The sequence below is a fragment of the Streptomyces rectiviolaceus genome (assembly GCF_039533825.1).
Classification (GTDB): Bacteria; Actinomycetota; Actinomycetes; order Streptomycetales; family Streptomycetaceae; genus Streptomyces; species Streptomyces rectiviolaceus.
In genome coordinates, this window is sequence record NZ_BAAAUG010000013.1 from 38,341 (window position 1) to 58,503 (window position 20,163).

At 69.6% G+C, this 20,163-nt stretch carries 21 protein-coding genes and 4 pseudogenes; 10 read left to right on the forward strand and 15 right to left on the reverse strand.

The genetic code is table 11. From position 1 onward, the window contains the following. Positions 1 to 53: 53 nt before the first annotated feature. A pseudogene (locus ABD378_RS02895) lies at positions 54 to 272 on the reverse strand (nucleotidyl transferase AbiEii/AbiGii toxin family protein); the annotation flags it as partial. A gap of 180 nt (positions 273 to 452) precedes the next feature. On the opposite strand from ABD378_RS02895, the gene ABD378_RS02900 reads away from it, so the two are divergent. From ABD378_RS02900 to ABD378_RS02910, 3 genes are all read left to right on the forward strand, one after another. Further along, complete coding sequence (locus tag ABD378_RS02900) at positions 453 to 941, forward strand: HIT family protein (RefSeq protein ID WP_344518702.1); 489 nt, start codon at positions 453 to 455, stop codon at positions 939 to 941. Positions 942 to 1,000: 59 nt separating this feature from the next. Continuing rightward, positions 1,001 to 1,660 (forward strand): class I SAM-dependent methyltransferase, encoded by a 660-nt coding sequence (locus tag ABD378_RS02905; RefSeq protein WP_344518703.1) that lies wholly within the window; start codon positions 1,001 to 1,003, stop codon positions 1,658 to 1,660. A gap of 118 nt (positions 1,661 to 1,778) precedes the next feature. Further along, positions 1,779 to 2,057 (forward strand): metal-sensitive transcriptional regulator, encoded by a 279-nt coding sequence (locus ABD378_RS02910; protein WP_344518796.1) that lies wholly within the window; start codon positions 1,779 to 1,781, stop codon positions 2,055 to 2,057. Between the two features lie 41 nt (positions 2,058 to 2,098). Here the strand turns inward: ABD378_RS02910 and ABD378_RS02915 are convergent, their stop codons facing one another. From ABD378_RS02915 to ABD378_RS02925, 3 genes are read right to left on the reverse strand one after another with little or no spacing between them, the layout of a single operon-like run. Beyond that, on the reverse strand, positions 2,099 to 2,842 hold the full coding sequence (locus ABD378_RS02915; RefSeq protein WP_344518704.1) for a sulfite exporter TauE/SafE family protein: 744 nt from the start codon (positions 2,840 to 2,842) through the stop codon (positions 2,099 to 2,101). Further along, entirely contained in the window at positions 2,839 to 3,204 is a 366-nt protein-coding gene (locus ABD378_RS02920) for a rhodanese-like domain-containing protein (protein WP_344518705.1), read from the reverse strand. The genes ABD378_RS02915 and ABD378_RS02920 overlap by 4 nt, the downstream gene beginning before the upstream one ends. 43 nt (positions 3,205 to 3,247) lie before the next feature. Further along, positions 3,248 to 4,612 (reverse strand): MBL fold metallo-hydrolase, encoded by a 1,365-nt coding sequence (locus ABD378_RS02925; protein WP_344518706.1) that lies wholly within the window; start codon positions 4,610 to 4,612, stop codon positions 3,248 to 3,250. Positions 4,613 to 4,688: 76 nt separating this feature from the next. On the opposite strand from ABD378_RS02925, the pseudogene ABD378_RS02930 reads away from it, so the two are divergent. After that, positions 4,689 to 4,901 (forward strand): annotated as a pseudogene (locus tag ABD378_RS02930) (DUF302 domain-containing protein); the annotation flags it as partial. A gap of 93 nt (positions 4,902 to 4,994) precedes the next feature. On the opposite strand, the pseudogene ABD378_RS02935 reads toward ABD378_RS02930, so the two are convergent. Continuing rightward, positions 4,995 to 5,273, reverse strand: a pseudogene (locus ABD378_RS02935) (hypothetical protein); the annotation flags it as partial. A 38-nt stretch (positions 5,274 to 5,311) separates the two neighbouring features. On the opposite strand from ABD378_RS02935, the gene ABD378_RS02940 reads away from it, so the two are divergent. Together ABD378_RS02940 and ABD378_RS02945 are read left to right on the forward strand one after the other, a co-directional pair. After that, a complete protein-coding gene (locus ABD378_RS02940; protein WP_344518797.1) occupies positions 5,312 to 5,719 on the forward strand; it encodes an MBL fold metallo-hydrolase in 408 nt (135 codons plus the stop codon). A 368-nt stretch (positions 5,720 to 6,087) separates the two neighbouring features. After that, positions 6,088 to 6,279 (forward strand): hypothetical protein, encoded by a 192-nt coding sequence (locus tag ABD378_RS02945; protein WP_344518707.1) that lies wholly within the window; start codon positions 6,088 to 6,090, stop codon positions 6,277 to 6,279. Between the two features lie 174 nt (positions 6,280 to 6,453). On the opposite strand, the gene ABD378_RS02950 is transcribed toward ABD378_RS02945, so the two are convergent. Together ABD378_RS02950 and ABD378_RS02955 are read right to left on the reverse strand one after the other, a co-directional pair. Continuing rightward, on the reverse strand, positions 6,454 to 7,077 hold the full coding sequence (locus ABD378_RS02950; protein WP_344518708.1) for a hypothetical protein: 624 nt from the start codon (positions 7,075 to 7,077) through the stop codon (positions 6,454 to 6,456). Positions 7,078 to 7,388: 311 nt separating this feature from the next. Continuing rightward, complete coding sequence (locus ABD378_RS02955) at positions 7,389 to 7,994, reverse strand: dihydrofolate reductase family protein (RefSeq protein WP_344518709.1); 606 nt, start codon at positions 7,992 to 7,994, stop codon at positions 7,389 to 7,391. Positions 7,995 to 8,313: 319 nt separating this feature from the next. On the opposite strand from ABD378_RS02955, the pseudogene ABD378_RS02960 reads away from it, so the two are divergent. Continuing rightward, positions 8,314 to 9,237, forward strand: a pseudogene (locus tag ABD378_RS02960) (PHP domain-containing protein); the annotation flags it as partial. Between the two features lie 437 nt (positions 9,238 to 9,674). On the opposite strand, the gene ABD378_RS02965 reads toward ABD378_RS02960, so the two are convergent. Further along, positions 9,675 to 10,055 carry a tautomerase family protein gene (locus ABD378_RS02965; RefSeq protein WP_344518710.1) on the reverse strand — a complete coding sequence of 127 codons (381 nt, stop codon included), beginning with the start codon at positions 10,053 to 10,055 and terminating at the stop codon, positions 9,675 to 9,677. 64 nt (positions 10,056 to 10,119) lie between these two features. Between ABD378_RS02965 and ABD378_RS02970 the strand changes: the two genes are divergently transcribed. Next, the gene (locus ABD378_RS02970; RefSeq protein WP_344518711.1) at positions 10,120 to 10,608 is read left to right on the forward strand and encodes a MarR family winged helix-turn-helix transcriptional regulator; all 489 of its coding nucleotides are present in this window, start codon (positions 10,120 to 10,122) and stop codon (positions 10,606 to 10,608) included. 312 nt (positions 10,609 to 10,920) lie between these two features. Here ABD378_RS02970 and ABD378_RS02975 read toward each other — a convergent pair whose 3' ends face one another. Beyond that, on the reverse strand, positions 10,921 to 12,150 hold the full coding sequence (locus ABD378_RS02975) for an FAD-dependent monooxygenase (RefSeq protein ID WP_344518712.1): 1,230 nt from the start codon (positions 12,148 to 12,150) through the stop codon (positions 10,921 to 10,923). Positions 12,151 to 12,221: 71 nt separating this feature from the next. Between ABD378_RS02975 and ABD378_RS02980 the strand changes: the two genes are divergently transcribed. Next, positions 12,222 to 13,115: a LysR substrate-binding domain-containing protein gene (locus ABD378_RS02980; RefSeq protein WP_344518713.1), complete on the forward strand. Its 894-nt coding sequence runs from the start codon at positions 12,222 to 12,224 to the stop codon at positions 13,113 to 13,115. A 219-nt stretch (positions 13,116 to 13,334) separates the two neighbouring features. Here the strand turns inward: ABD378_RS02980 and ABD378_RS02985 are convergent, their stop codons facing one another. The 5 genes from ABD378_RS02985 to ABD378_RS03005 form a co-directional block, all read right to left on the reverse strand. Further along, positions 13,335 to 13,862, reverse strand: a complete 528-nt coding sequence (locus ABD378_RS02985) for a GNAT family N-acetyltransferase (RefSeq protein ID WP_344518714.1) — start codon at positions 13,860 to 13,862, stop codon at positions 13,335 to 13,337. A gap of 784 nt (positions 13,863 to 14,646) precedes the next feature. Beyond that, positions 14,647 to 15,270, reverse strand: a complete 624-nt coding sequence (locus ABD378_RS02990; protein WP_344518715.1) for an HAD family hydrolase — start codon at positions 15,268 to 15,270, stop codon at positions 14,647 to 14,649. A gap of 287 nt (positions 15,271 to 15,557) precedes the next feature. After that, positions 15,558 to 16,427, reverse strand: coding sequence for an endonuclease/exonuclease/phosphatase family protein (locus ABD378_RS02995; RefSeq protein WP_344518717.1), 870 nt, complete (start codon positions 16,425 to 16,427; stop codon positions 15,558 to 15,560). A 29-nt stretch (positions 16,428 to 16,456) separates the two neighbouring features. Further along, complete coding sequence (locus ABD378_RS03000) at positions 16,457 to 17,002, reverse strand: YceI family protein (protein ID WP_344518718.1); 546 nt, start codon at positions 17,000 to 17,002, stop codon at positions 16,457 to 16,459. A 361-nt stretch (positions 17,003 to 17,363) separates the two neighbouring features. Next, entirely contained in the window at positions 17,364 to 18,224 is an 861-nt protein-coding gene (locus ABD378_RS03005; RefSeq protein WP_344518719.1) for an SDR family oxidoreductase, read from the reverse strand. A gap of 92 nt (positions 18,225 to 18,316) precedes the next feature. Here ABD378_RS03005 and ABD378_RS03010 point away from each other — a divergent pair, with 92 nt between their 5' ends. Beyond that, complete coding sequence (locus ABD378_RS03010; protein WP_344518721.1) at positions 18,317 to 18,829, forward strand: MarR family winged helix-turn-helix transcriptional regulator; 513 nt, start codon at positions 18,317 to 18,319, stop codon at positions 18,827 to 18,829. A gap of 57 nt (positions 18,830 to 18,886) precedes the next feature. On the opposite strand, the gene ABD378_RS03015 is transcribed toward ABD378_RS03010, so the two are convergent. Next, entirely contained in the window at positions 18,887 to 20,122 is a 1,236-nt protein-coding gene (locus ABD378_RS03015; RefSeq protein ID WP_344518722.1) for an NAD(P)/FAD-dependent oxidoreductase, read from the reverse strand. Positions 20,123 to 20,163: the final 41 nt, after the last annotated feature.

A 20,163-nucleotide genomic window follows, 5' to 3' on the forward strand; every position in this document is an offset into this window, starting at 1 on the left:
GCGTTTCATAACGTGTGGATGGCCTATTCGTAGGCCTTGCAGAGGCTTCCTGCCGTCGTGCCCCAGCCCCGCACAGCCAGACCGTCACTGACCGTGCAAACGATCTCGTCGATGGAGGTGGGATTCTCCCTGGCGACATCCAGATCCCGGCTCAGGTGTCCGACCAGGCCGTAGGCCTGAACAGCGTAGCCGCCGGTGATCACCAGAGGGTACGGAGTGCCGATCGCGAGCGCATCTCTCAGCAGGCGGCGGTGCAGGTCGGTCAGGTTCACGACGCCCATGCCCGCCGTCGCGCCCCGGGCCGCCACCCCGCACCTCAACACACACTGAGCCTTTGCAAACCCAGTTTGAGAGGTCAGAGGGGCTTCAACGCGTGCGCACGCCAATCGGCGGGCTCATCGGCCAAGTTGGCCATCGGCCTCATCCTGCGGGCTCTGTATAGGCTGGTGCGCGTGGATGTGACGGGGTGTCTTGGGTGTGACCTTCTGGCCGGGCGCCGCGAATTGCCCGGGGGTGTCCTGCACGAGACCGCTGCCTGGGTGGTGAACCACGTCGTTGGGCCAATGAATCTCGGCACCTCGATCGTCGGCCCGCGGGAGCATGTCGTGGCCGTCGCAGAGCTCGACGACGCGGCAGCGGCGGAACTTGGTTCCTTGCTGCGTGACACCGCTCGTGTCGTGGAGACGTTGTGCCGGCCTGAGCAGACCTATGTCTGCATGTGGTCGCATGGCCGCGACGCGCGCAAGCACCTGCACATCGCGGTCCAGCCGGTGACCGCAGAGGTGCGGGCCCGCTACGGCGGGCTGCGCTCTGAGCAGCTCCAGGCGCGGATGCTGGCGGACGGTGACGAGCCGGACATCGTGGAGGTCGAGCAGTTCTGCGAGCGGGCTCGCGAGCTGTTCCGAGCGATCACCGACAGCGGCGCCGAAGACCGCAGCTGATCACTGGTACCGCTCCGATGCCTCAATGCGGCGACCGGCTCCTGGGCTAACCTGCGGGTATGAGCACCGGACGGGAAGGCCCAGAGGCCGAGAGGTGGTTGGCGGACACCCGAGCGTCCTACGATGCCGACGCCATCAGCTACGCGGACGAAGTGCGAAACCTCCTGGACGAACTGCCCGCCGAGCGGGAGGTCATGGCGCTGTTCGCCGAGTGGGTGCGGGCGCACGGCGGCGGACCCGTCGCGGACGTGGGGTGCGGGCCCGGGAGGATCACCGCCCACCTGAGGAACCTCGGCGTGGACGCCTTCGGTATCGATCTGTCGCCCCGGATGATCGAGGTGGCGCGGCATGAGCATCCCGGTCTGCGATTCGAGGTGGGGTCGATGAATCAACTCAGCCTTGCAGACGGTGCGTTGGCCGCCCTGATCGCCTGGTACTCGATCATTCACGTCCCTGATGCCGCGATCGGCGCGGTCCTTGCCGGCTTCCGTCGGGTGCTGCGGCCCGGCGGCCTGCTGCTGCTGGGTTTTCACGTCGGCGACGCCTCAGCGCCCAAGCCGCAGGAGAACGGCGAGGGCTGGCCAGAGTCCTACGTCCGTCGTCGCCGGCCGAGTCAAGTGGCTGCCTGGCTCGACGAGGCCGGCTTCACCCTCGAGGCCCACCCCACGCTCACGTCGGCCGCGCGCACGCTCGGCGGAGTGCTGCTGGCGCGCCGCTAGGTGATGGTGGGCCGGGGGCTTGACGTGGTGAAGCCCCTGAAAGACGCGTTAACGACCAAATTCGCTCGTCTCACCGTGAGCCGTATGATACCCCTAGGGGTATTTATGGAGGTGGATGGTGGAGCTGGAGATGGCGGCTGACGAGCTGAAGTCGGTCCTCAATCGGCTGCGGCGGGCTCAGGGCCAGATCGCGGGGATCATCAAGATGATCGAGGAGGGCCGGGACTGCGAGGATGTGATCACGCAGGTCGCGGCTGTCTCCCGTGCGCTGGACCGGGCCGGGTTCGCGATCATCGCGACCGGGCTACAACACTGCATGGCCGAGGGCGGCCAGGCCGCCGGTGACCGCGATGAGATGCGGGCCCGGCTGGAGAAGCTGTTCCTGTCCCTGGCCTGACCCTGGCCTGACGGACGTGGTGGCCGTGGTGGCCGTGGTGTTCATACGATCACGTCGATCAGCATGAGCACGGCCACCGCCAGGAGTACCCCGGCGAAGACGCTTTGCAGACTGTTGCCGGAGACCTTGGCGCTGAGGCGTTTGCCGTCCCAGGCGCCGAGGATCGCCGTTCCGGTGAACGGCCCGATCAGCGCCCAGTCGAGGCCGCCGCTGGTCCCGGTGCGGGCGACCAGCGCGGCGAGTGAGTTGATGGTGATGACGAGCAGGCTGGTGCCCACCGCCCGCCGCATGGTCAGGCCGAGCACGCTCACCAGGGCCGGGACGGCGAGGAAACCTCCGCCGACGCCGAGGAAGCCGGTCACCGCGCCGAGCCCGGCGCCCGCCCCGGCCGCCTTGCCGGGCCGTATCCGCTCCGGCGGCCGGGAGACGGACGGGCGGAACATCCGCACGGCCGCCAGTGCCGCGATCACTGAGAAGGCGACGGTCAGCACAGCGTCCGGCACACGGCTGGCTGCTGTCCCCGCGAGGTAGGCGGGGATGATGCCGGCGGCGGCGAACAGTGATCCGACTTTCCAGGAGACGTGGCCGTCGCGTGCGTGGGCGTACAGGGCGGTGGCGGAGGTGGCGGCCACGATGATCAGGCTGGCGGTGGTGGCCGCGGACGGGCTGAAACCGAGCAGGTAGATCAGGGCCGGCACGGCCAGGACGCTGCCACCGCCGCCCAGCGCTCCGAGGGCGAGGCCGACGACGGCCCCGGCGATGAGGGCGAGAACGAGTGCGGTCACGCTATCTGGCCGTTGTTCCCGCGTTCATCGAGGACCGGGTGTCCAGCGGCGGCCCACGCGTTCATGCCGCCCTTGACGTCGACCGCCTGCGCTCCGCGCTGGGTGAGGAGTTTCGCGGCCTGCTGGGAGCGGTGTCCGCTGCGGCAGATCACCACCAGCGACCGGCCGGAGGCTTCGGCCGGCAGGTCGGCGCCGGCGACGAGCCTCGACAGGGGTACGTGGGCGGCTCCGGGGGCGTGGCCCGCGTTCCACTCGGGCTTCTCGCGGACGTCGAGCAGGACGGCGTCCGGCATGTCGCCGCTGGTGCGGCTGCGAGCCTGGTCCACGCTGACGCGGGGCTGGCTTCGGCGGAAGAGGAACATCGAGTTCTCTCCTCTCCTTCTCGTGCGGTGGGCGGGATGTCTGTCAGCCGGTGGTCAGGGGCAGGCCGGCGTCGGTGGCGGCGTCGAAGCCGTCGTCGACGGCGACGACGTCGCGGCCGGCGGCGTCCAGCAGGGACGCGGCGATCGCGGCCCGCATACCGCCGGCGCAGTGCACCCACACCGTCCCGGGCGGGACCTCCGCGAGGCGGCCATGGAGCTCGTGGATGGGGATGTGCACCGAGCCCTCGATCCACCCGTTCGCCCGCTCGGAGTCACGGCGCACGTCCAGGACCACCACATCACCGCCGCCGTGCGCGGCGAGTCCCGCGAAGGTCGAGCGGGGGAAGGATGTCGGGGCCTGTCCGGCAGGCAGCCAGACGCCGGGGGCGCCGGTGGCGGCGGCAGCCGGGCGGTCGATGCCCACCCGCACCAGTTCGCGCTGGGCGTCGGCGAGCTGTACGGCGGATTCGGCGAGCAGGGTGACCGACTTGGCCCAGGGGATCATCCAGGCGAGGTAGGTGGCGAGCTTGCCGTCGGCCTCGAAGTTGAACGACCCGGCCACGTGTCCTTCGGCGAATGCGACACGGTTGCGCAGGTCGACGACCCACTCACCGGCCGCGAGGCGGGCGGCGATCTCGTCAGCGTCCGCGAGGGCGGGCGGGGTCAGGTCGAGCGGTGCGGGACCAGCGGCGTTGGCCGGGCCCATGTGCGCGTAGTAGGCGGGCACGTCCTCCAGACCGGCCAGCAGGTCCGCGACGAAGATGTCCACGTCGACGGTCAGCGCGGTGTTCGCGCTCTTCTCCTTGCCGATGGTGGTCTCCTCCCCCGCGGACTGGGCCGAGGAGCAGAAGCTGCCGAAGCCGTGGGTGGGCAGCACCGCCGTCTCGTCGGGAAGATCAGAGGCCAGGCGGTGGGCGGAGGCATGCTGGGCACGGGCCAGCTGCTCGGTCAGCCGCGGCTCAACCAGGTCCGGCCGGCCCACCGTGCCGATCAGCAGCGAGCCCCCGGTGAAGACGACCACCGGCCGCCCCGCCTCGTGCAGTGCGTAGGAGGTGTGGTGCGGGGTGTGGCCCGGCGTCGCGATCGCCGTCAGCGTCACCCCGCTGCCGGGGTCGATCTCCACGCTGTCGCCGTCGGCCACGGGAACCCGGGCGAAGGTGACGTTCGCGCCGGACGGCACGAGGTACCGGGCTCCGGTGATCCGGGCGAGTTCGAGTCCGCCGGTGACGTAGTCGTTGTGGATGTGGGTCTCCACCACATGGGAGATCCGCACACCGCGCCGGGCGGCCGCCGCCAGGACCTGGTCGACGTCGCGCGGCGGGTCCACCGCCACTGCGGCGCTCTCACCGCCGGCCAGGTAGCTGCGGTTGCCGAGACTTACCAGCTCGATGGTGTCAACGAAGAACACGCGGATACTCCTTTCGCCTGAAAATTACCCCGGGGGGTATCTATTTCTACCGTAACATCAGTACCCCCGGGGGTATATTCCGGATGAGGAGGTCGCACAGACAGTGACTGCCGTGCGCGAAGCACTGGCCGCACAGGGCTTCGGGATCCTCACGTAGATCGACGTGCAGGCCACCTTGAAGGAGAAGCTGAGCCACGAGATGGAGGACTACCTGGTCCTCGGCGCCTGCAACCCGCTGGCCCACCGGGCGATCGAGGCGGACCGTTCCATCGGCCTGCTGCTGCCCTGCAAGGAGCCGCGGCCGCCATGGCACGGAGCTGTCCTGTGCCTGGCGGTTCAGTTACTGCGGAGTGTCTGGGCGGGCTCAGGGTTCGGTGCTGCTCTATCGGCGTTCCGAGGGAGGAGTGTGGGGCGAGCTTTTCTGGGCGGTGACGACGATGGCGGGGAGGAGAGCGAGGGCGAAGGCGGCTCCGGTGAGGGCGAGGAGGGGGTAGCTGGCTGCGGCGACGACGATCCCGGAGGTCACGCCGCCGGTGGCTCCGGCGATGGCGATGGCGACGTCGACCGCGCCTTGGGTCTTGGCTCGTGTGGCCAGGGGGACGGCGTTGGTGATGATGGTGGTGCCGCTGACGAGGCCGAAGTTCCAGCCGATGCCGAGCAGACCGCAAACTCATCCTCGACCCGCTCGCCGCCGCCGGAATCAGCCCCGAGCAGGTAACCGACGTGGTCTTCAGCCACCACCACCCCGACCACACCCTCAACGCCGCCCTCTTCCCCCACGCGCGCGCCCACGACGTCTGGGCCGCCTACCACAACCACCTCTGGTACGACCGGCCCGCCGACGGTTACCAGCTCTCCCCCTCGATTCGCCTGATCGAAACGCCCGGCCACACCCCCCAGGACATCTCCACCGTCGCGGAAACCGCCGAAGGCACCGTCGTCCTCACCCACGCCTGGTGGAGCGTCCACGGCCCCGCCGAAGATCCCACCTCCGACGACCACGAGGGCCTGCGCGCCTCCCGCCGTAAGATCCTCGCCCTCAAGCCCGCCCTGATCGTCCCCGGCCACGGAGACCCCTTCGTCCCCGACGAAAACACCCCCATCTGAACCACGGCCGGTTCACCCGCGCTGGTTGAGTGCCCTCGTGAGAACGCGGTCGGCTTCCCGGGCCGTGTCCACGTCCGCCTGGGACTCCCCCAGGGCTTCGGTCAGCTCCACGGTGCGCTGTTCAAGCCGCGTGGCGGTCCGTTGATGCTCGTCGACATCGGCGGCCGCGCCGAAACCGGCCTCTCGCGAAGCCTGTCGCCCAGCTCGCTGGAGAGGCTCCTTTCAGCTGCTGGACGCGTCCGGCGAGCCGGCTATTGCGGGCTTGCGCATCGGCGAGGGCGCCTTGGAGGGATGCGCGGGTCACTACGTACGCTCCGGACGCGGGGTCGCGCTGGCCAGGCTCGGTCTCGGCCGCGGGGACCAGGACGATGTCCAAGGCCGACCAGGACGCCTCCACCTGGATGCCGCCGGCCGAGGGTGGCCGGTGCGCGTACGCCACCCACAGGGTCGCGGTGAAAACACGCTGGCAGCTCGCGATCGACCCGAGCGAGGAGGCCGCCCTCGCCGAGAACGCGACCCGCTGCCCGAACGTGCCGATCAAGGTGCAGCTCGCGCGATAGCTGACGTCTGCCCGACCGCCTCCCCCTCGCGTAGCCGGTGGGGAGGCGGCACTGGCCTGAGGTGCCACGTCACGGCAGGTGTGACTGAGCATTCCAGTCGTCACCGCTCGCCAAAGCTTGCGCTCAGTTCGGTGTGTGCGCCGAAAGTGACCACGTGCCCCTCGCTGCTGACGGCTAGGGCAGACCCACCAGGCCCCAGCCACGGCGAGCAGTCTCCATTGCCACGTCGCCCCATTCACGCAGAAGCGCGGTGAAGTCCTCGAAGGAGTCCGGGCGGCCTGCCCAGCCCTCGCACTCGGCGGCGAACGGCCCGCGCAACTCCTCCAGGCGCGGCTCCACTCGCTCCCAGGCATAGGCCTTGCCGGGTGTCGCCTGTGGCGGGCACACCAGGAGGACGCGCGGGCGCCCGCGGTCGGTGGCAGGCGGGAAGAACCCCTCGCTGCCGGTCAGCGCAGGATCATCGGCCGGATCCGCATCCCAGATCAGGCCGTCGAGAAAGGTGTCCATCGCCTCGCGCACGGACGCGTCGACGAGTAGCCGTATGTCGGCCCATGCGTCGCCTACGCGGGCATGCGGGCTGTAGGCGCCGGTGGTGGTGGAGAAGTCGTACTCGGCACACCACGCCGACCCCGGATCCGGGGGCCACAGCCACCCGCCGGTTAGCCCGTACCTGCACTGGTACTCGTCGTCGAGCTCCGGTGGCCAGGTCGTGTCGTCCAGTGCTTTGATCCGGTGCTCGACAGGGATGGCGCTCAACTGTTGCCAGTCCGCCATGAACAGCGTGAGATCCAGACCCATGGCGGCAGCATAGGCAGGCCCACGCGGCAAGCCGAGGCGGGCCGGCATCCCCAGCGTGCGACCGCACTGGTCCGGCGCCAGGTCCAGCACACGAGCTTCGACTCCACGCCATGAGCACAACCTCTCCACGCAGCGGCAGAGGCAGAGCTCGGCAGAGTTGCGGAAGTTGGATCTTTGCGGGGACTACGGCCTGGCTGATCTGCGAAGGCTCAGGTCAGGGGACCGGACGTCTTGGCGTTGACCGTCCGTCCCCTATTAGGTCTTGTTTCGCGCCCGCCGGCGCCGGCGGGCGGTCGGCGGACGAGGCGAGGTCACGCAGGGACGTCGAGCGGGGGATGCTCGAGCACGCGGGGCTCGTACTCGACCAGCTGGATGCGGCCGTCGAAGGTGCGGTGCTCGATCATCTCGAGGGCAACGTCCGGATAGCCGTCATAGATGCGTTCCTCACCCGTGGCCCCGGTGATCACCGGGAACATCACGACCCGGAAGCGGTCGACGAGTCCGGCTCGTAGCAGGGACCGGCACAGGCTAAGGCTGCCGATCGTGCTGAGGAGCCCCGAACCACTCGACTTCATGGCCCGGACCGCCTCGACGGCATCGTCACGGACGAGCGTGGAGTTGGCCCACTTCAGTGGCTCTTCGAGTGAGGAGGAGAACACCATCTTGGACGCTCGCGTGAGCTCGTCGACGGACGCCTCTTCTTCGGGCCTGAACTCGTCTTGGCCATTCGGGACCTCGCCGGCGGCGAAGCCCGACATCAGGCGGTAGGTGTTTGCTCCCATCAGGTAGGTGGCCTCGGGCTGCTCGCCGAGCCACGCGAGGTACTCCGGGCCCTCGAGGCCCCAGAAGCCGGGCCATCCCTCTCCCGATGCATGGCCGTCGAGGGAGGTGATGAAGTCGACGAGAAGCTCCGACATGGCGGTTCCCTTCCTGAGGTGTCACGAGCTTGGACCGGCCGCGAACCACAAACTCATCGGCCGCGCCGTGGAGTGGGGACAGCGGTTTGAGTCTGCCAAAGCCCCAGCTCAGCCCGACCCGCGAACGGAGCAGGGCAACCGTCACGCTCAGCTGGGCCGATTACAACGCTCAAGGGCCAACTGCACTGCTCAGTCACAGCTGCGTGTCACCAGCGACACATGGGGCGACTGACTAGCCTTGTTCGAATTATGTTCGATACATTGGTGACAGATCTAGCCATCTGGCTTGAATCTCTCACGTGTGATCGGAGGTGGCCTGGTGGACGCCTCGGGGTTCTCCCACCTTCACGTCGCCTCCGGCTACTCGGCCCGCTACGGCGCCGCCCTCCCCCGCCTTCTGGTGCAGCGGGCAGCCGAGCGCGGCCTGACCACGCTGGCCCTGACCGACCGTGACACCGTCGCCGGAACGGTCCGCTTCGCCAAGGCCTGCGTGGCCGCTGGGATCCGCCCCCTCTTCGGCGTGGACGTCGCGGTCGCGCCCTCAGACGAGCCCGCGCCAGGAGCTGGGCGGCGCCGTACGCCAGCCCGGGGCGGCGCGCATGTCGCCGAGCCACGGTGGCGGGTGACGCTGCTGGCGCAGTCCGCGGCGGGGTGGGCGCACCTGTGCCGGATCGTGTCTGCCGCGCACGCGGCACCGATCGATGGGGTGCCGGTGGTGGCGTGGCAAGTGCTTGAGGAGCATCTGGGCGACGGCCTGGTGGTGCTGCTGGGCCCGACCTCTGAACCCGTTCAGGCGCTGATGTCCGGGCGGGCGGATATGGCGGAAGAACTGCTCGCGCCGTGGCACAGAACTGCGAAGGCAGGGCTGCGCCTGGAGGCCGTCTACTTGGGCCGCACCGGTACGGGCGCGGGTTCATTGCGGCTGGCCGGGCGGACGGTACAGCTGGGAGACCGGCTCGGTATTCCAGTCGTCCTCTCCAACGCCGTGCGGTACGCGGACCCGGGACAGCACCGGGTGGCCGATGTGCTGGATGCGGCGCGACTGCTGCGCCCGATCGACCGGCGCCAGCTGGATAGCGGGGAGCTGTGGCTGAAGGGGCCGGCCGAGATGGCGGCGGTGGCGGCCCGGGTCGCCGAGGCGGCCGGCGGCGGGCCCGAGCGCGCGGCCGAGCTTCTTGCACAGACCGAGGAGACCGCCGCCTCCTGCGTCCTGGACGCGGTAGGTGACCTGGGGCTGGGACGGGCGCAGCGCCGCGTCCTCACCGATGGCACCGGGAAACGCCCCTCTCCCGACCTGACGCTCACGATGGTCTTCCACGCTCAAGTCGTGACGCTCGCCGGACGTCTCGCTGGCCGGGAGTAGGAACGTCGCGCTCTCGCCACCGGCCACATCACCTGGCTCGTCGAGCAGATCACCGTCCGCAACATCCTTCTCGGCTACGTCCCCAAGGACCGCAAGGACCCCCTGACTCAATGGGTTGAGCAGCATTTCTCCATCCACAAGTTCGTCGCCTTCCACAGAAGCCCGAGGATCTACGACGCGTTCTTCCCTTGCGAAACGATCCCGCCACCGCGCCAGCCCGATGAAGCCGACGCGGAAACACGGTGGAGCCCGTTCCACCCCTACTACCGCTGCTGAGCCTGAGTACAGCCGGGTCGTGAGGTGGCCCAGATGGGGGGTCACACGGTGAGGGCGCCGCCGACGAAGGTACGTTCTGGCGGTGACGCCACGAGTTCGACCATGGTGCCGGCGCGGAGGTCATCGCCGACGACGCGCGTGATCGCGTCGGTGAGCGCGGTGCCGAGGCGCGCGGTGATCTGGGCGGCGTCGGGGCGGTCGAAGACGCCAGCGCGGACGCCCAAGATCACCGAGGCAGTTGTGTCCACGGCCTTGCCACCCTGCGCGAAACGGCCCGCCGGGACTCCGGTCAGGCGGACGCTTACGAGGTCGCGGGCCCATTCGCCATAGACGTCGACGATAGCGTCGGTCAGTGCGGCGACGAGCATGGGTTCGTTCCCGGTCAGCCTGTTTTCTGGAAGGTGGACGGTCAGATGCGGCATAGTGGACCTCGTTCCCTTTGAATCCAAAGCCTTTGTTTTTAAAGGTATCTGGAAGAGGTCCCTGATGTCCACGGAATCGGACGGTCCAGCCGTCAATGACGCCGTCCGCACCCTGCTGTTGCTCATGCCACGGCTCGTGGGCCGCGCCAAGCGCCTGCCCATACCTCCGGCGCTCCAGGGTCTGGACCTGGCACCGCGACACCTCGCACTGCTGGCCCACCTGGAGTACGACGGCCCCTCCAGCATTAACGAGCTAGCCGCTCGGCTGGAGGTGGCCCCGACGACTGTCAGCCTCATGGTCAGCGAGCTGTCACGGCCGGGCGTCCTGCAGCGCAGTGCCGATCCCGCCGACCGCCGCCGCCGCATCATCGCCATCGCCCCCGCCTACGCCGCGCCGATCGGCGAATGGCTTTCTGGCAGCGCCTCTGCCTGGGAATGCGTCATGCGCGGTCTCGACCCCGCGGAACGCGCCACAGTCATCACCGCTCTGCACGCCTACGAGGCCGCCTTGGAGCAGGCGGGCGACCAGCATCGGAACGCGCAGCTGCGTTAGCGGGCTTGGCGGAGTCGGCATAGCGCGGCCTGCTGACACAGCCGCTCTCGCTTCTCACCAACATTTTCCCGCCTCGAGATCGCTTGATACTCCATGTCCGCAACGGACTGACCACGCGAGTCCGCGACTACATGGACGGTTCAGGAGTCGCTAGCGCCAGGGCGTGACGGCCCGACCAGTACAGCGGCAGCCCGACCTGAGACCGGACAGCACTTGTCCTTTGACAGTGAAGATAGTCGTCTTCAGCGCGCTGATCTGGGCCGACTGGGTTGGGGTGTCAACGTGAAGGAGGAGGGGCGAGGAGTGCTGGCGTCACGCCCCTGCGTTGACCGTCGCCACGTCCCCGCCCGTCGTCTGCCGGTACTTGTCCGTGATCGCCGCGACCGGATCCCTGCCCTCCCTTTTGCGCATACTCCGGTCCATCTCCCGGTTCGCGCGCAGCACGTCCCCCGTAGGCCCGATCCGCGCAGCCTCGTACCGGGCGAGCGCAGCGGCCGTATCGCCCCCGGCCGCCAGTTCCTTCGCGAGCACCCGGGCGTCCACGACCGCCTGGGAGGCACCGTTGGCGCCCGTCGGATACACGGGGTGCGCGGCGTCGCCGAGCAGCGTCACACGCCCCCGGCCCCAACCCGGCAGCGGATCCCGGTCCACCATGGGGTATTCGAAGATGGCCGGGGTGCTGGTGACCAGCTCGTGGATGTCCACGCCGAGCGGGGCGAAGTCCCAGCCCGCGAGGTGACGCAGTACGTCGTCGGCGCTGCCCTCGCGGTTCCACCCCACGTTCTCGACCAGCGGCCCCGGCGCCGCCTCGGGCGCCAGACACACCCAGTTGACCAGCGGGCGCCGCGCCGAGACCGGGTACACGACCAGTTGGACGTTGTGCTCGTCGTTCGCGATGATCGCGGACCGGCCCGTCAGAAACGGAGCCGACTCCGTGACGCCGCGCCACATCCGCACCCCCGACCAGCGCATCGGGCCCTGATCCGGGTGCAGCGCCGCCCGCACCGCCGACCGGGCCCCGTCCGCGCCGACCAGTGCCCGGGCCTCGATTGTCGCGGGCAGCCCGGTCGCCCGGTCGGTTGCCCTGACCCGTACCGCGTCCAGCTCGTCGGCGAAGGACTCAAGGCGCGTTCCCGTGCGGACCGCGTCCGGGCCGAGCTGCTCCCGTACCGCGTCGAGCAGCAGGAGTTGCAGCTCGCCGCGGTGGATCGCGTATTGCGGCCATTGGTAGCCGGCCGCCATGCCGGCCTCCTCGGCGAACCGGCGCTCGCCGTGTCCGTCGGCGTAGACCTGTTCGGCGGTGGCGACACCGGTCGCGGCGAGCACGTCCTCGAGGCCGAGTCCGGTCAATTCGCGCACCGCGTGCGGCTGGAGGCTGATGCCCACTCCGAGGGGGGTGATCTGCCGGACCCGCTCGATGACGGTCACCCTGATGCCTTCCGCGTGCAGGGCGAGGGCGGCGGTCAGCCCACCGATCCCGGCTCCGGCGATCAGTACGCCGGTCTCTTCCGCACTGCTGAGTTCGTTGGTGTTGGTTCCCATGGATTCACTGTCGATCAGCGGGAGTTCAGAAGTCCAAGTAGTTCTTCTTCGTCCAAGTAGTATTGCCAGTTATGGAGTTGCGTCAGCTCGAGTACCTGGTGGCGGTGGTCGAGGAGGCCAGCTTCACCAGGGCTGCGGCCCGCCTGCATGTCACCCAGCCCGGTGTGAGTTCCCAGATACGCCAGTTGGAGCGCGAGCTGGGCCAGCGGCTCCTTGACCGCTCGGGCCGGACGGTCCGCCCCACCGAGGTGGGTGCCACCGTGCTGGAGTACGCGCGGTCCGCCCTCTCCTCCGTGGCGGGCGCCCGGCTCGCGGTGGACGAGTACGCCGGGCTGCTGCGCGGCCATGTCGCAGTCGGCACGGTCACCTTGGCGTCCACGCTCGATCTGCCCGGGCTCCTCGCCTCCTTCCACCGCCGCCACCCGGCCGTGGAGATCAGCCTCCGGGAGTCCAGCTCGGACGAGCTGGCCGAGGCCCTGACCGCAAGCCGGCTTGACGCGGCCGTGCTCGCCCCGGCGTATACCTCCCCGCCCGGCGTCGAGCTCCAAGCCATCGCCGACGAACCGCTGGTGGCCGCCGTGAGCCGGGACGACCCGCTCGCAGTGGCCGGGCGGGACCGGCTCGCGCTCTCGGAGCTGGCCGACCGCGCGCTGATCACCTTCACCCACTCCACTGGCACCCGGGGAGACATCGACGCCGCCTGCGTCGCCGCCGGGTTCCGGCCGCGCATCGCCTTCGAAGCGAGCGACCCCGGCGTGCTGGCGCGGCTCGCGGCGCACGGCATGGGCGTGGCCATCCTGCCCGCGCCGATCGCCCGTGACCACCCGGAAGAGCTGCATGTACTGTTCACCGATCCCGTCATACGCGGTCGGCTCGCCCTGGCGTGGCGGTCGGCGGGTACCGAGAGCCCAGCGGCGACGGCCTTCCTGGCTCATGCCCGTGCCGCCTTGAGGACTCCCGTATGAGTACCGCCCGGCGACTACCCTGACGAAGGGTCACCACCTAACGGCTTCATCGCCACGGCGCCCCTCCTACCGGAGCGCCACCCAAGCCGCACTACACATCTCCAAGATCGCTTAGCTCCGCATCAGGCACCGTTCGCCCTGGCGAGGCGGGAGTGATGATCTTGGTGCTGGCTTCGCAGCCTGGTCAAACGCCCCAGCGGGGAACGTCAGATCCTCGTGCTAACGGGCGATGCGGTACAGCACGTTCGGACGCAGTGGCCCTTCGGGCTCGGTGGGGTCGTCGAAGTCGTCGGCCGGGTCCCGGGTCATGCCGATCCGGCGCATCACCGCCTGCGAACGAAGGTTGGTGGCTGTTGTGACAGCGAGGATCTCAGGAAGCTCAAGAGTGTCGAAGCCGTGAGCCAGGACTGTCAGCGCAGCCTCGGTAGCGTAGCCCTGGCCCCAGGCGGAGCGGGCGAGCCGCCAGCCGATCTCCACGCCTGTGAACGGCATGAAGTCGTCCACTTCGTCCAAGCCTGCGAAGCCGATGAACTCGCCCGTGGCCTGCACTTCAACCGCCCACCACCCGTAGCCTCGCCGGTCGAACTCGGCCTGGAACTGCGCCACGGAGGCATCGCTCTGTTCGCGGGTAAGCAGGTCGCCCAAGTGCTCTCGAACCTCGGGATCGGCATTCATCGCCGCCCACGGTTCGAGGTCGGAGTCACGCCATCGGCGCAGGACGAGGCGATCGGTACGCAGTTCAGCCATGCTGCCCAGCCAACGCGAGCTATCGCCCCGAGGCATGGTGGACGAAGCGACCACCGAAACGGCCGTACCCGGAAGCGCATGCTCGAACCTGGCCGTCGCACAGTCCAGCAGCGGACGCCGCCGACGCCCGCGTACGCCCTCCACACACGACGTACGGGACAACGTCCCCGCTCACGACGGTCTGATCAGCCCGTGACCGCTCCCCGAGCGGACAGCCGCCCTCAGCCCCCTCGGCTCACCCGCCTGCCCATCCAGGTCCGGCACCGCCTCGGCGAGGGCACCGAGTCCTTCATCCGCCGTCTCGCCCGCGCCAACCACCTGCCCTACAAATACCTGCTCAGGGTCCTTTGCCGACACGGCAGTTACGGGACCCCAGACCTCGACCTGCTGGCTCAGGTCACCGGACGGCCCGTCACCAACCTGCGACGGGCACTCCCCGATGCCCCGGGACGCGTTGACTCCGACCCGGCTCGGACCTGCGTCTTCTCCACGGCGCTCGACCGCCGGGTCACAGATGCCCCGACCAGGCTCAACCTCGTCATGCTCCTGTTTGACGCCTACCAGGACGGCACACACCGGCATCAGCTCAGCGCCCGCTACAAACTCGACCGGCGCATCGTCCGCGTCGCACTCCAGTACCAGCAACCGCGCGGCCCATGCGCCACACCCACAACCTCATCACGCTCCTGGCCGCGATCGACCCCGCCGAGCTGCACGACATGCTCACCTCAATGACGCCGACATCGCCCCCGTGATCACGGCCCGGGCTGTTGGGCAAACGGCGTCAGCCGGAGAACGGAATTTCCCCGTTCAGATGGTCCGCGATGCGCGCGATGGCCCCCGCGTTCTCCTCGAACAAATGCGCCTGCATGCCGACTGCCTGGGCGACCTCGACGTTGACCGCGACGTCATCGACGAACAGACAGTCCTCCGGGCGCACTCCCAGCCGGGCACAGGTCACCTCGAAGGCGCGCGGGTCGGGCTTGCAAACGCCGATCTCGTGGGAGTAGACGATCTGCTCGACCAGTTCGTCAAAGTGGTACGCGGCTACCTCCCGCTCCCGGGCACCGACGAAGCTGTTGCTCAGGATGCCCAGCCTGCAGCGCGACCGCAGACCCCGCACATACGTGATCAGCTCATTGTTCGGCGTTCCCAAATACTCGGCCCACAGATCCGCCATGAAGGCTTCCACGTCAACAGCGTCGAGACGGAGACGATCAGCCACCTGATCTTGCACCTCAGGCTCGCTGACCGCCCCGATACTGCCCGCCTGCCAGACCTCTCCCAGCCGCTCGTGCACAGCACCCGTCGACAGCCCGAGCCTCTGTTCCCAGCGTCCAACCCGCCCCGTCTCGGGAGTAAGCTCCAGCACTCCACCGATATCGAGAATGACGCAGCGCGAGTCCAACGGATTCCCCCTCGTTCATTGCGTGGTTGAGCAACCGGCGCGCACGCAGTTCGTTCATGTGATCCATGCGCACTGTCGGCCTTCACCCCAGGGCAAGGTCAAGGAACAAGCAGCCCCCGTGACAGTCCTGTTGAAATCCGCCCCCGTTCCCGCTGAACCTGCAGGGCGCTGCCTCACACCCCCTCCCGCGAAACGCAAAGCGGATCTGCTCAGATCACCTCCCGACAGACCGACGCACTCTGCGTCCCCCAGGCAACAGCCCTGCCCGACGCACGGCCCGCTACATATCAGGAATTCGCGAACTCACCGGAGATCCAGCCCACTTCCAGGTCGGCGACGACGCCGTAGTGGTCGCTCGCCCATACGCCGTCGGACGGCTCGTCGAAAGCGAGGCGAGTCCCGCGCACACGGGCGAAGGCGAGCGGGTGGGCGTGCGGCGAGCCGACGAAGACGTAGTCGAGGCGGCGGCGGTGGTCGGGCTGGCGGACCAGGGCCTCGATGTCCTCGGTCGCCAGCGGGTTGTCGGCGGACCAGGTGTCTCCGGGTCCGGAGCCCGCGACCTCCCAAGCGTCGTGAAAGTGTGTGCTGCGCCCGGAAAGGGACTGCCGGCCGGTCAGATAGCGGATGCTGGATGCGTCGGAGTCCGCGTTGAAGTCCCCGGCCATGACCGTGGGCAGGGCCGTCCGGTGCCGGGCCTCCAGATCGGTCAGGGCCAGCACCTGGCGCTCCCGTTCGGCCTCCGCGTCGAGCCGAAACGAGGTCGTGGGCGCGAGGAACAGTACGTCCCCCGGCCCGGCCTGCGAGCCCACCGGCTCCACCGGCACGTGAGCCGCCAGCGTGAGCCACGGGACGTCGGGGGCGTTCGGCCCGCGCTGGTCGAGGACCTCGACGACGCGGTGCGGCTGCCGCGTCGCGATCGCGGTTCCGCCGTAGCGGTCCACGTGAGGCGGCGCCGTCGCGGACGTCTGCGACTGGTGCGTGCCGTGCAGCCCGGTTCCGTCGATCAGGCCGGGCAGTTGCTCCGGCAGGACCTCCTGCAGGGCGACGAGATCGGGCTCCAGCCGCCGCAGTTCGGCGTTGATCAGTGCCGTCCGCGAGGCGGCGTCCCCCCGGGTGTTCCATACGTTCAGGGTCACGACGCGCAGTTGCGTCACCATCGGGCTCCTCTTCCGGGTTGTGGCAGGGCTCAGTGCTGCCGGATCGCGACGACGTCGCACTCCAGCGTCACTTTCGGGCTGAGGGTGAACGCGGTGAAGGCGTTCCAGTTCACGCCCCAGTCGTTGCGGTTGAGCGTGAGGCTCGCCTTGAAGCCGGCGTAGAAGTCGCCCTTCAGCCCGTTCCCGCCGTCGGTCAGCTCGACGTCCACGGTGACGGACCTGGTCAGGCCGCGGAGGGTGAGATCGCCGGAGAGCCGGTAGTTGTTCTTGTCGACCTGGTTGAGGCCGGTCGAGGTGAAGGTGAGGGTGGGATGGTTGTCCGCGTCGAGGAACTTGTCCCGCAGCATGCCGTCGCGCTGCCGGTTGCCGGTCTGGATGCTCGTGGCCTGGATCGTGAGCCGCGCGCGGGACTTGGCGGGGTCGTCGCCGTCGAGGTACGCACCGCCCTCGAATTCCTCGAACTGGCCGCGCACCCTGGTGGACATCGTGTGCCGTGCGACGAAACCGATCCGGGTGTGGCGGGGATCGAGGGCGTAGTGGCCGGTCAGCTCGCTGAGGTTGGTGATCGTCGACATGCTGGGTCGCTCCTGGAGGGAAGAGGCGGTGGACCGGTCGGCTGTGCGCCGCCGGGTCGGACCGGAAGGACAGGGCGGGCGGACGCGCGGGGCAGGCGGCCGCCGACCGCGGGGTGCCGCGTGATGACGTTCTGCCGGTTGAAGGCGTTGGCGCTTCAGCACTACGACGAGACAGGCACGTGGAATGTCAGATGGGGGCGTGACCTCAGGCGAGATCCAGTCCGGCGGCCCACACGCCACGGTGGGCAACGTCGAGAGGTGACTCGGCGTTGCTCACGCGACGTTCTACCGGAACCCGAGCCCCTGGCTCCCCACCCTCGTCGCCGGCAGGTCGTACGCCGGTGGTGGGGGTTCGGGCAGGCTACTGCCCGCCCGTGCCGGTGAAGGCGGCGGCGTTCTCGGACGCCCACAGCGCGTATCCCAGTGCCGGCCGACCCAGGATCCGTTCCACGGTGTCGTAGGTGCGGCCGGGCGTCTTGGCGTAGTCGGCCAGCGAGCCGAGCAGCCGTTCGGAGACGTCGGCGGGCAGCCCTTGGGCGAGCATCGTGCGGCGGACCTGCTCGGGGTCGACCTCGTGGAAGGCCAGCTCGCGGTCGATGGTCTCGCCGATGATCCGGACCTTGTCCCGCTGGTCGAGGGACCGGGGCCCGGTCAGCGCGAGGGCCTGCCCCGTGTGTCCGGGGCCGGTGAGCGCGCGTACGGCCACCTCGGCGATGTCGCGCGGGTGGACCGGCGACGTGGCAGCCGCGGCGTAGGCGCCGTGCACCGCGCCGCTCGCGCGGATCTGTGGAGCCCAGGCCAGGGAGTTGGCGGCGAAGTCGGCGCACCGCAGGACCGTCCACGGCAGCCCGGAGGCGCGCACCACGTCTTCGAACGCCCGGAACTCCTCGATGAACCGCGGGTGACCGACGGGCTGTTCCACGGTCAAGGCCGACAGCGCCACAACCCGCTTGGCTCCTCGCTCGGCTGCCAGGGACAGCAACTCGGCGCCTGCGGTGCCTACCGGACGCGGGCCGAGCAGCAGCGCTTCGATGCGGTCGGGGAGGGCCGAGGCCAGGGATGCGGGGCGGGAGGGGTCGCCGCACACGGCGTGCGCGCCGTCCGGCAGGACTGCGGAGGGGCGGTCGCTACGGGACACGGCAGCCACCTCCTGACCTCTCTCCAGCAGCAGCCGCACGGCTTCGCGCCCGACGTGGCCGGTCGCTCCGATCACTGTGAACATGACGGTGCCTTTCTGTCGAGTCTGTCCGGCTCAGTAGTCCGAGTGCCGTAAGATACGAGAACCGTAACACTTTATTTTGGAGCCCGTACATTATGAATCCCGTAGCAGGTGGGTCGGCAGGATCGTCCGGGCCGGCCGGGCCCGAAGGCCGCAGCCGCAGCCGCAGCCGCGCGACCGCCGGGGTCAAGCAGGGGCTGCGCGAGCTGGACGCACAGCTCACCCTGCTCAACCGGCAGGTCGGCGCCCGGGTCGGCCTCAAGGATGTGGACATGGACTGCCTCGACCTCATCAACGCCCACGGGCCGCTGAGCCCTGGCGCCCTTGCCAGGCGCGCCGGTTTGCACGCCGCCACCATGACCGGCGTCCTCGACCGGCTCGAACGCGCCGGTTGGATCGCCCGCGAACCGGACCCCGCGGACCGCCGGGGGTCCCTTGTCCGGGCGCTGCGCGAACGCAACGCCGAGCTGCTCAAGCACTTCGCCGGGATGGCCGCGTCCGTGGACCGGATCTGTGATGACTACCCGGACGCCGAACTCGAACGCTTCGCCGAGCTCCTCCAGCGCCTCGCCGAGGCCGGGCGCACCGCGGCGGAAGACCTCACATAGCCGGTGGTCTCGCAACGCGCGCTGTCGAACCGGCCGCACTGCTCCGGGGGCGGGCGGTCAAGCTGCCGGGCGGGCCAGGTCCGGCAGGGGGACGCCTGGATCTCCCAGCCGGTCGGCGTCCACGGGCCGGGCGGCGGCGACCAGGGCGCGCAGGTGTTCTGCCGCGCCCCAGTTGTCCAGCGTCATCGCGGCGACGGGGACCTCACCGTCCAGCCAGAAGGCCGTGAAGCCGGGGGAGTCGGGTGTGCCGCGGGTGATGACGCGGTCCCAGCGGAGGGGGTGACCGACGTATTCAAGGGTCGAGGCGTACTGGGTCGAGAAGAAGTACGGCACGGCGTCGACGGCCGCCGACGTGCCGGTCAGCGAAGCCGCTGCGGCCGTGCCGTGGACGATGGCGTTGTCCCAGTGCTCGACCCGTACGGGGTTGAGGTGGCGCGGATGGCGCTGGCGGGCGACGTCGCCCGCGGCGAAGGCCGCCGGGCAGGAGGTACGCAGGTCGGCATCGACGAGGATGCCGGAGTCGGTCTTCAGCCCTGCCCGTTCGGCGAGCTCGGTGTTGGGGATCGCGCCGATGCCGACGATGACCAGGTCGGCGGGGATGGTGTCGCCCGTGGTGGTACGGACGGCTTCGACCGCATCGGCGCCGAGGAGGGCCTCCACGCTCTCGCCGCAGCGCAGGTCGACGCCGTGGTCGCGGTGGCGTTGGGCGAAGAGGCCGCCGATCTCGGGGCCCAGCACCGCGTAGAGCGGGGTGGGAAGTGGGTCGATGACGGTGGTGGTACGGCCCAGAGCGCGGGCCGCCGCGGCGAGTTCGGAGCCGAGCCAGCCGGCACCGACAATGACCACGTCGGCGGCGGACCGCAGCGCCGCCCGCAGCCGGTCGCTGTCGTCGCGACTGCGCAGGTAGTGGACGCCGGGCAGGTCGGCGCCGGGTACGCCGAGCCGTCGCGCCCGTGCCCCGGTGGCGATGACCACCTGGTCGAAGGCCAGGTCTGTGCCGGTGCCTGTGCGGAGTCTGCGGGCCTCGAGGTCGAGGTCGGTGGCGGTCTCGCCGAGGAGCAGGGTGATGTCCTGGTCGCGGTAGAAGCCGACCGGGTGGACGTCGAGTCCGGCGGCGTCCGCGGTGCCGAGCAAGTAGCCCTTGGAGAGCGCCGGTCGCTCGTACGGGGCGTGGGCTTCGTCGCCGATCAGGGTCACCGGGCCGTCGTATCCGTGGGTCAGGCGCAGGGCCTCGGCGGCCTTGGCGGCGGCGAGGCCGGCGCCGATGATCGCGATTCCGTGGTTCGTCGGCATGGTGCAGGGATCCGTTCGTAGGCGGTGGTCGGTGGTCGGTG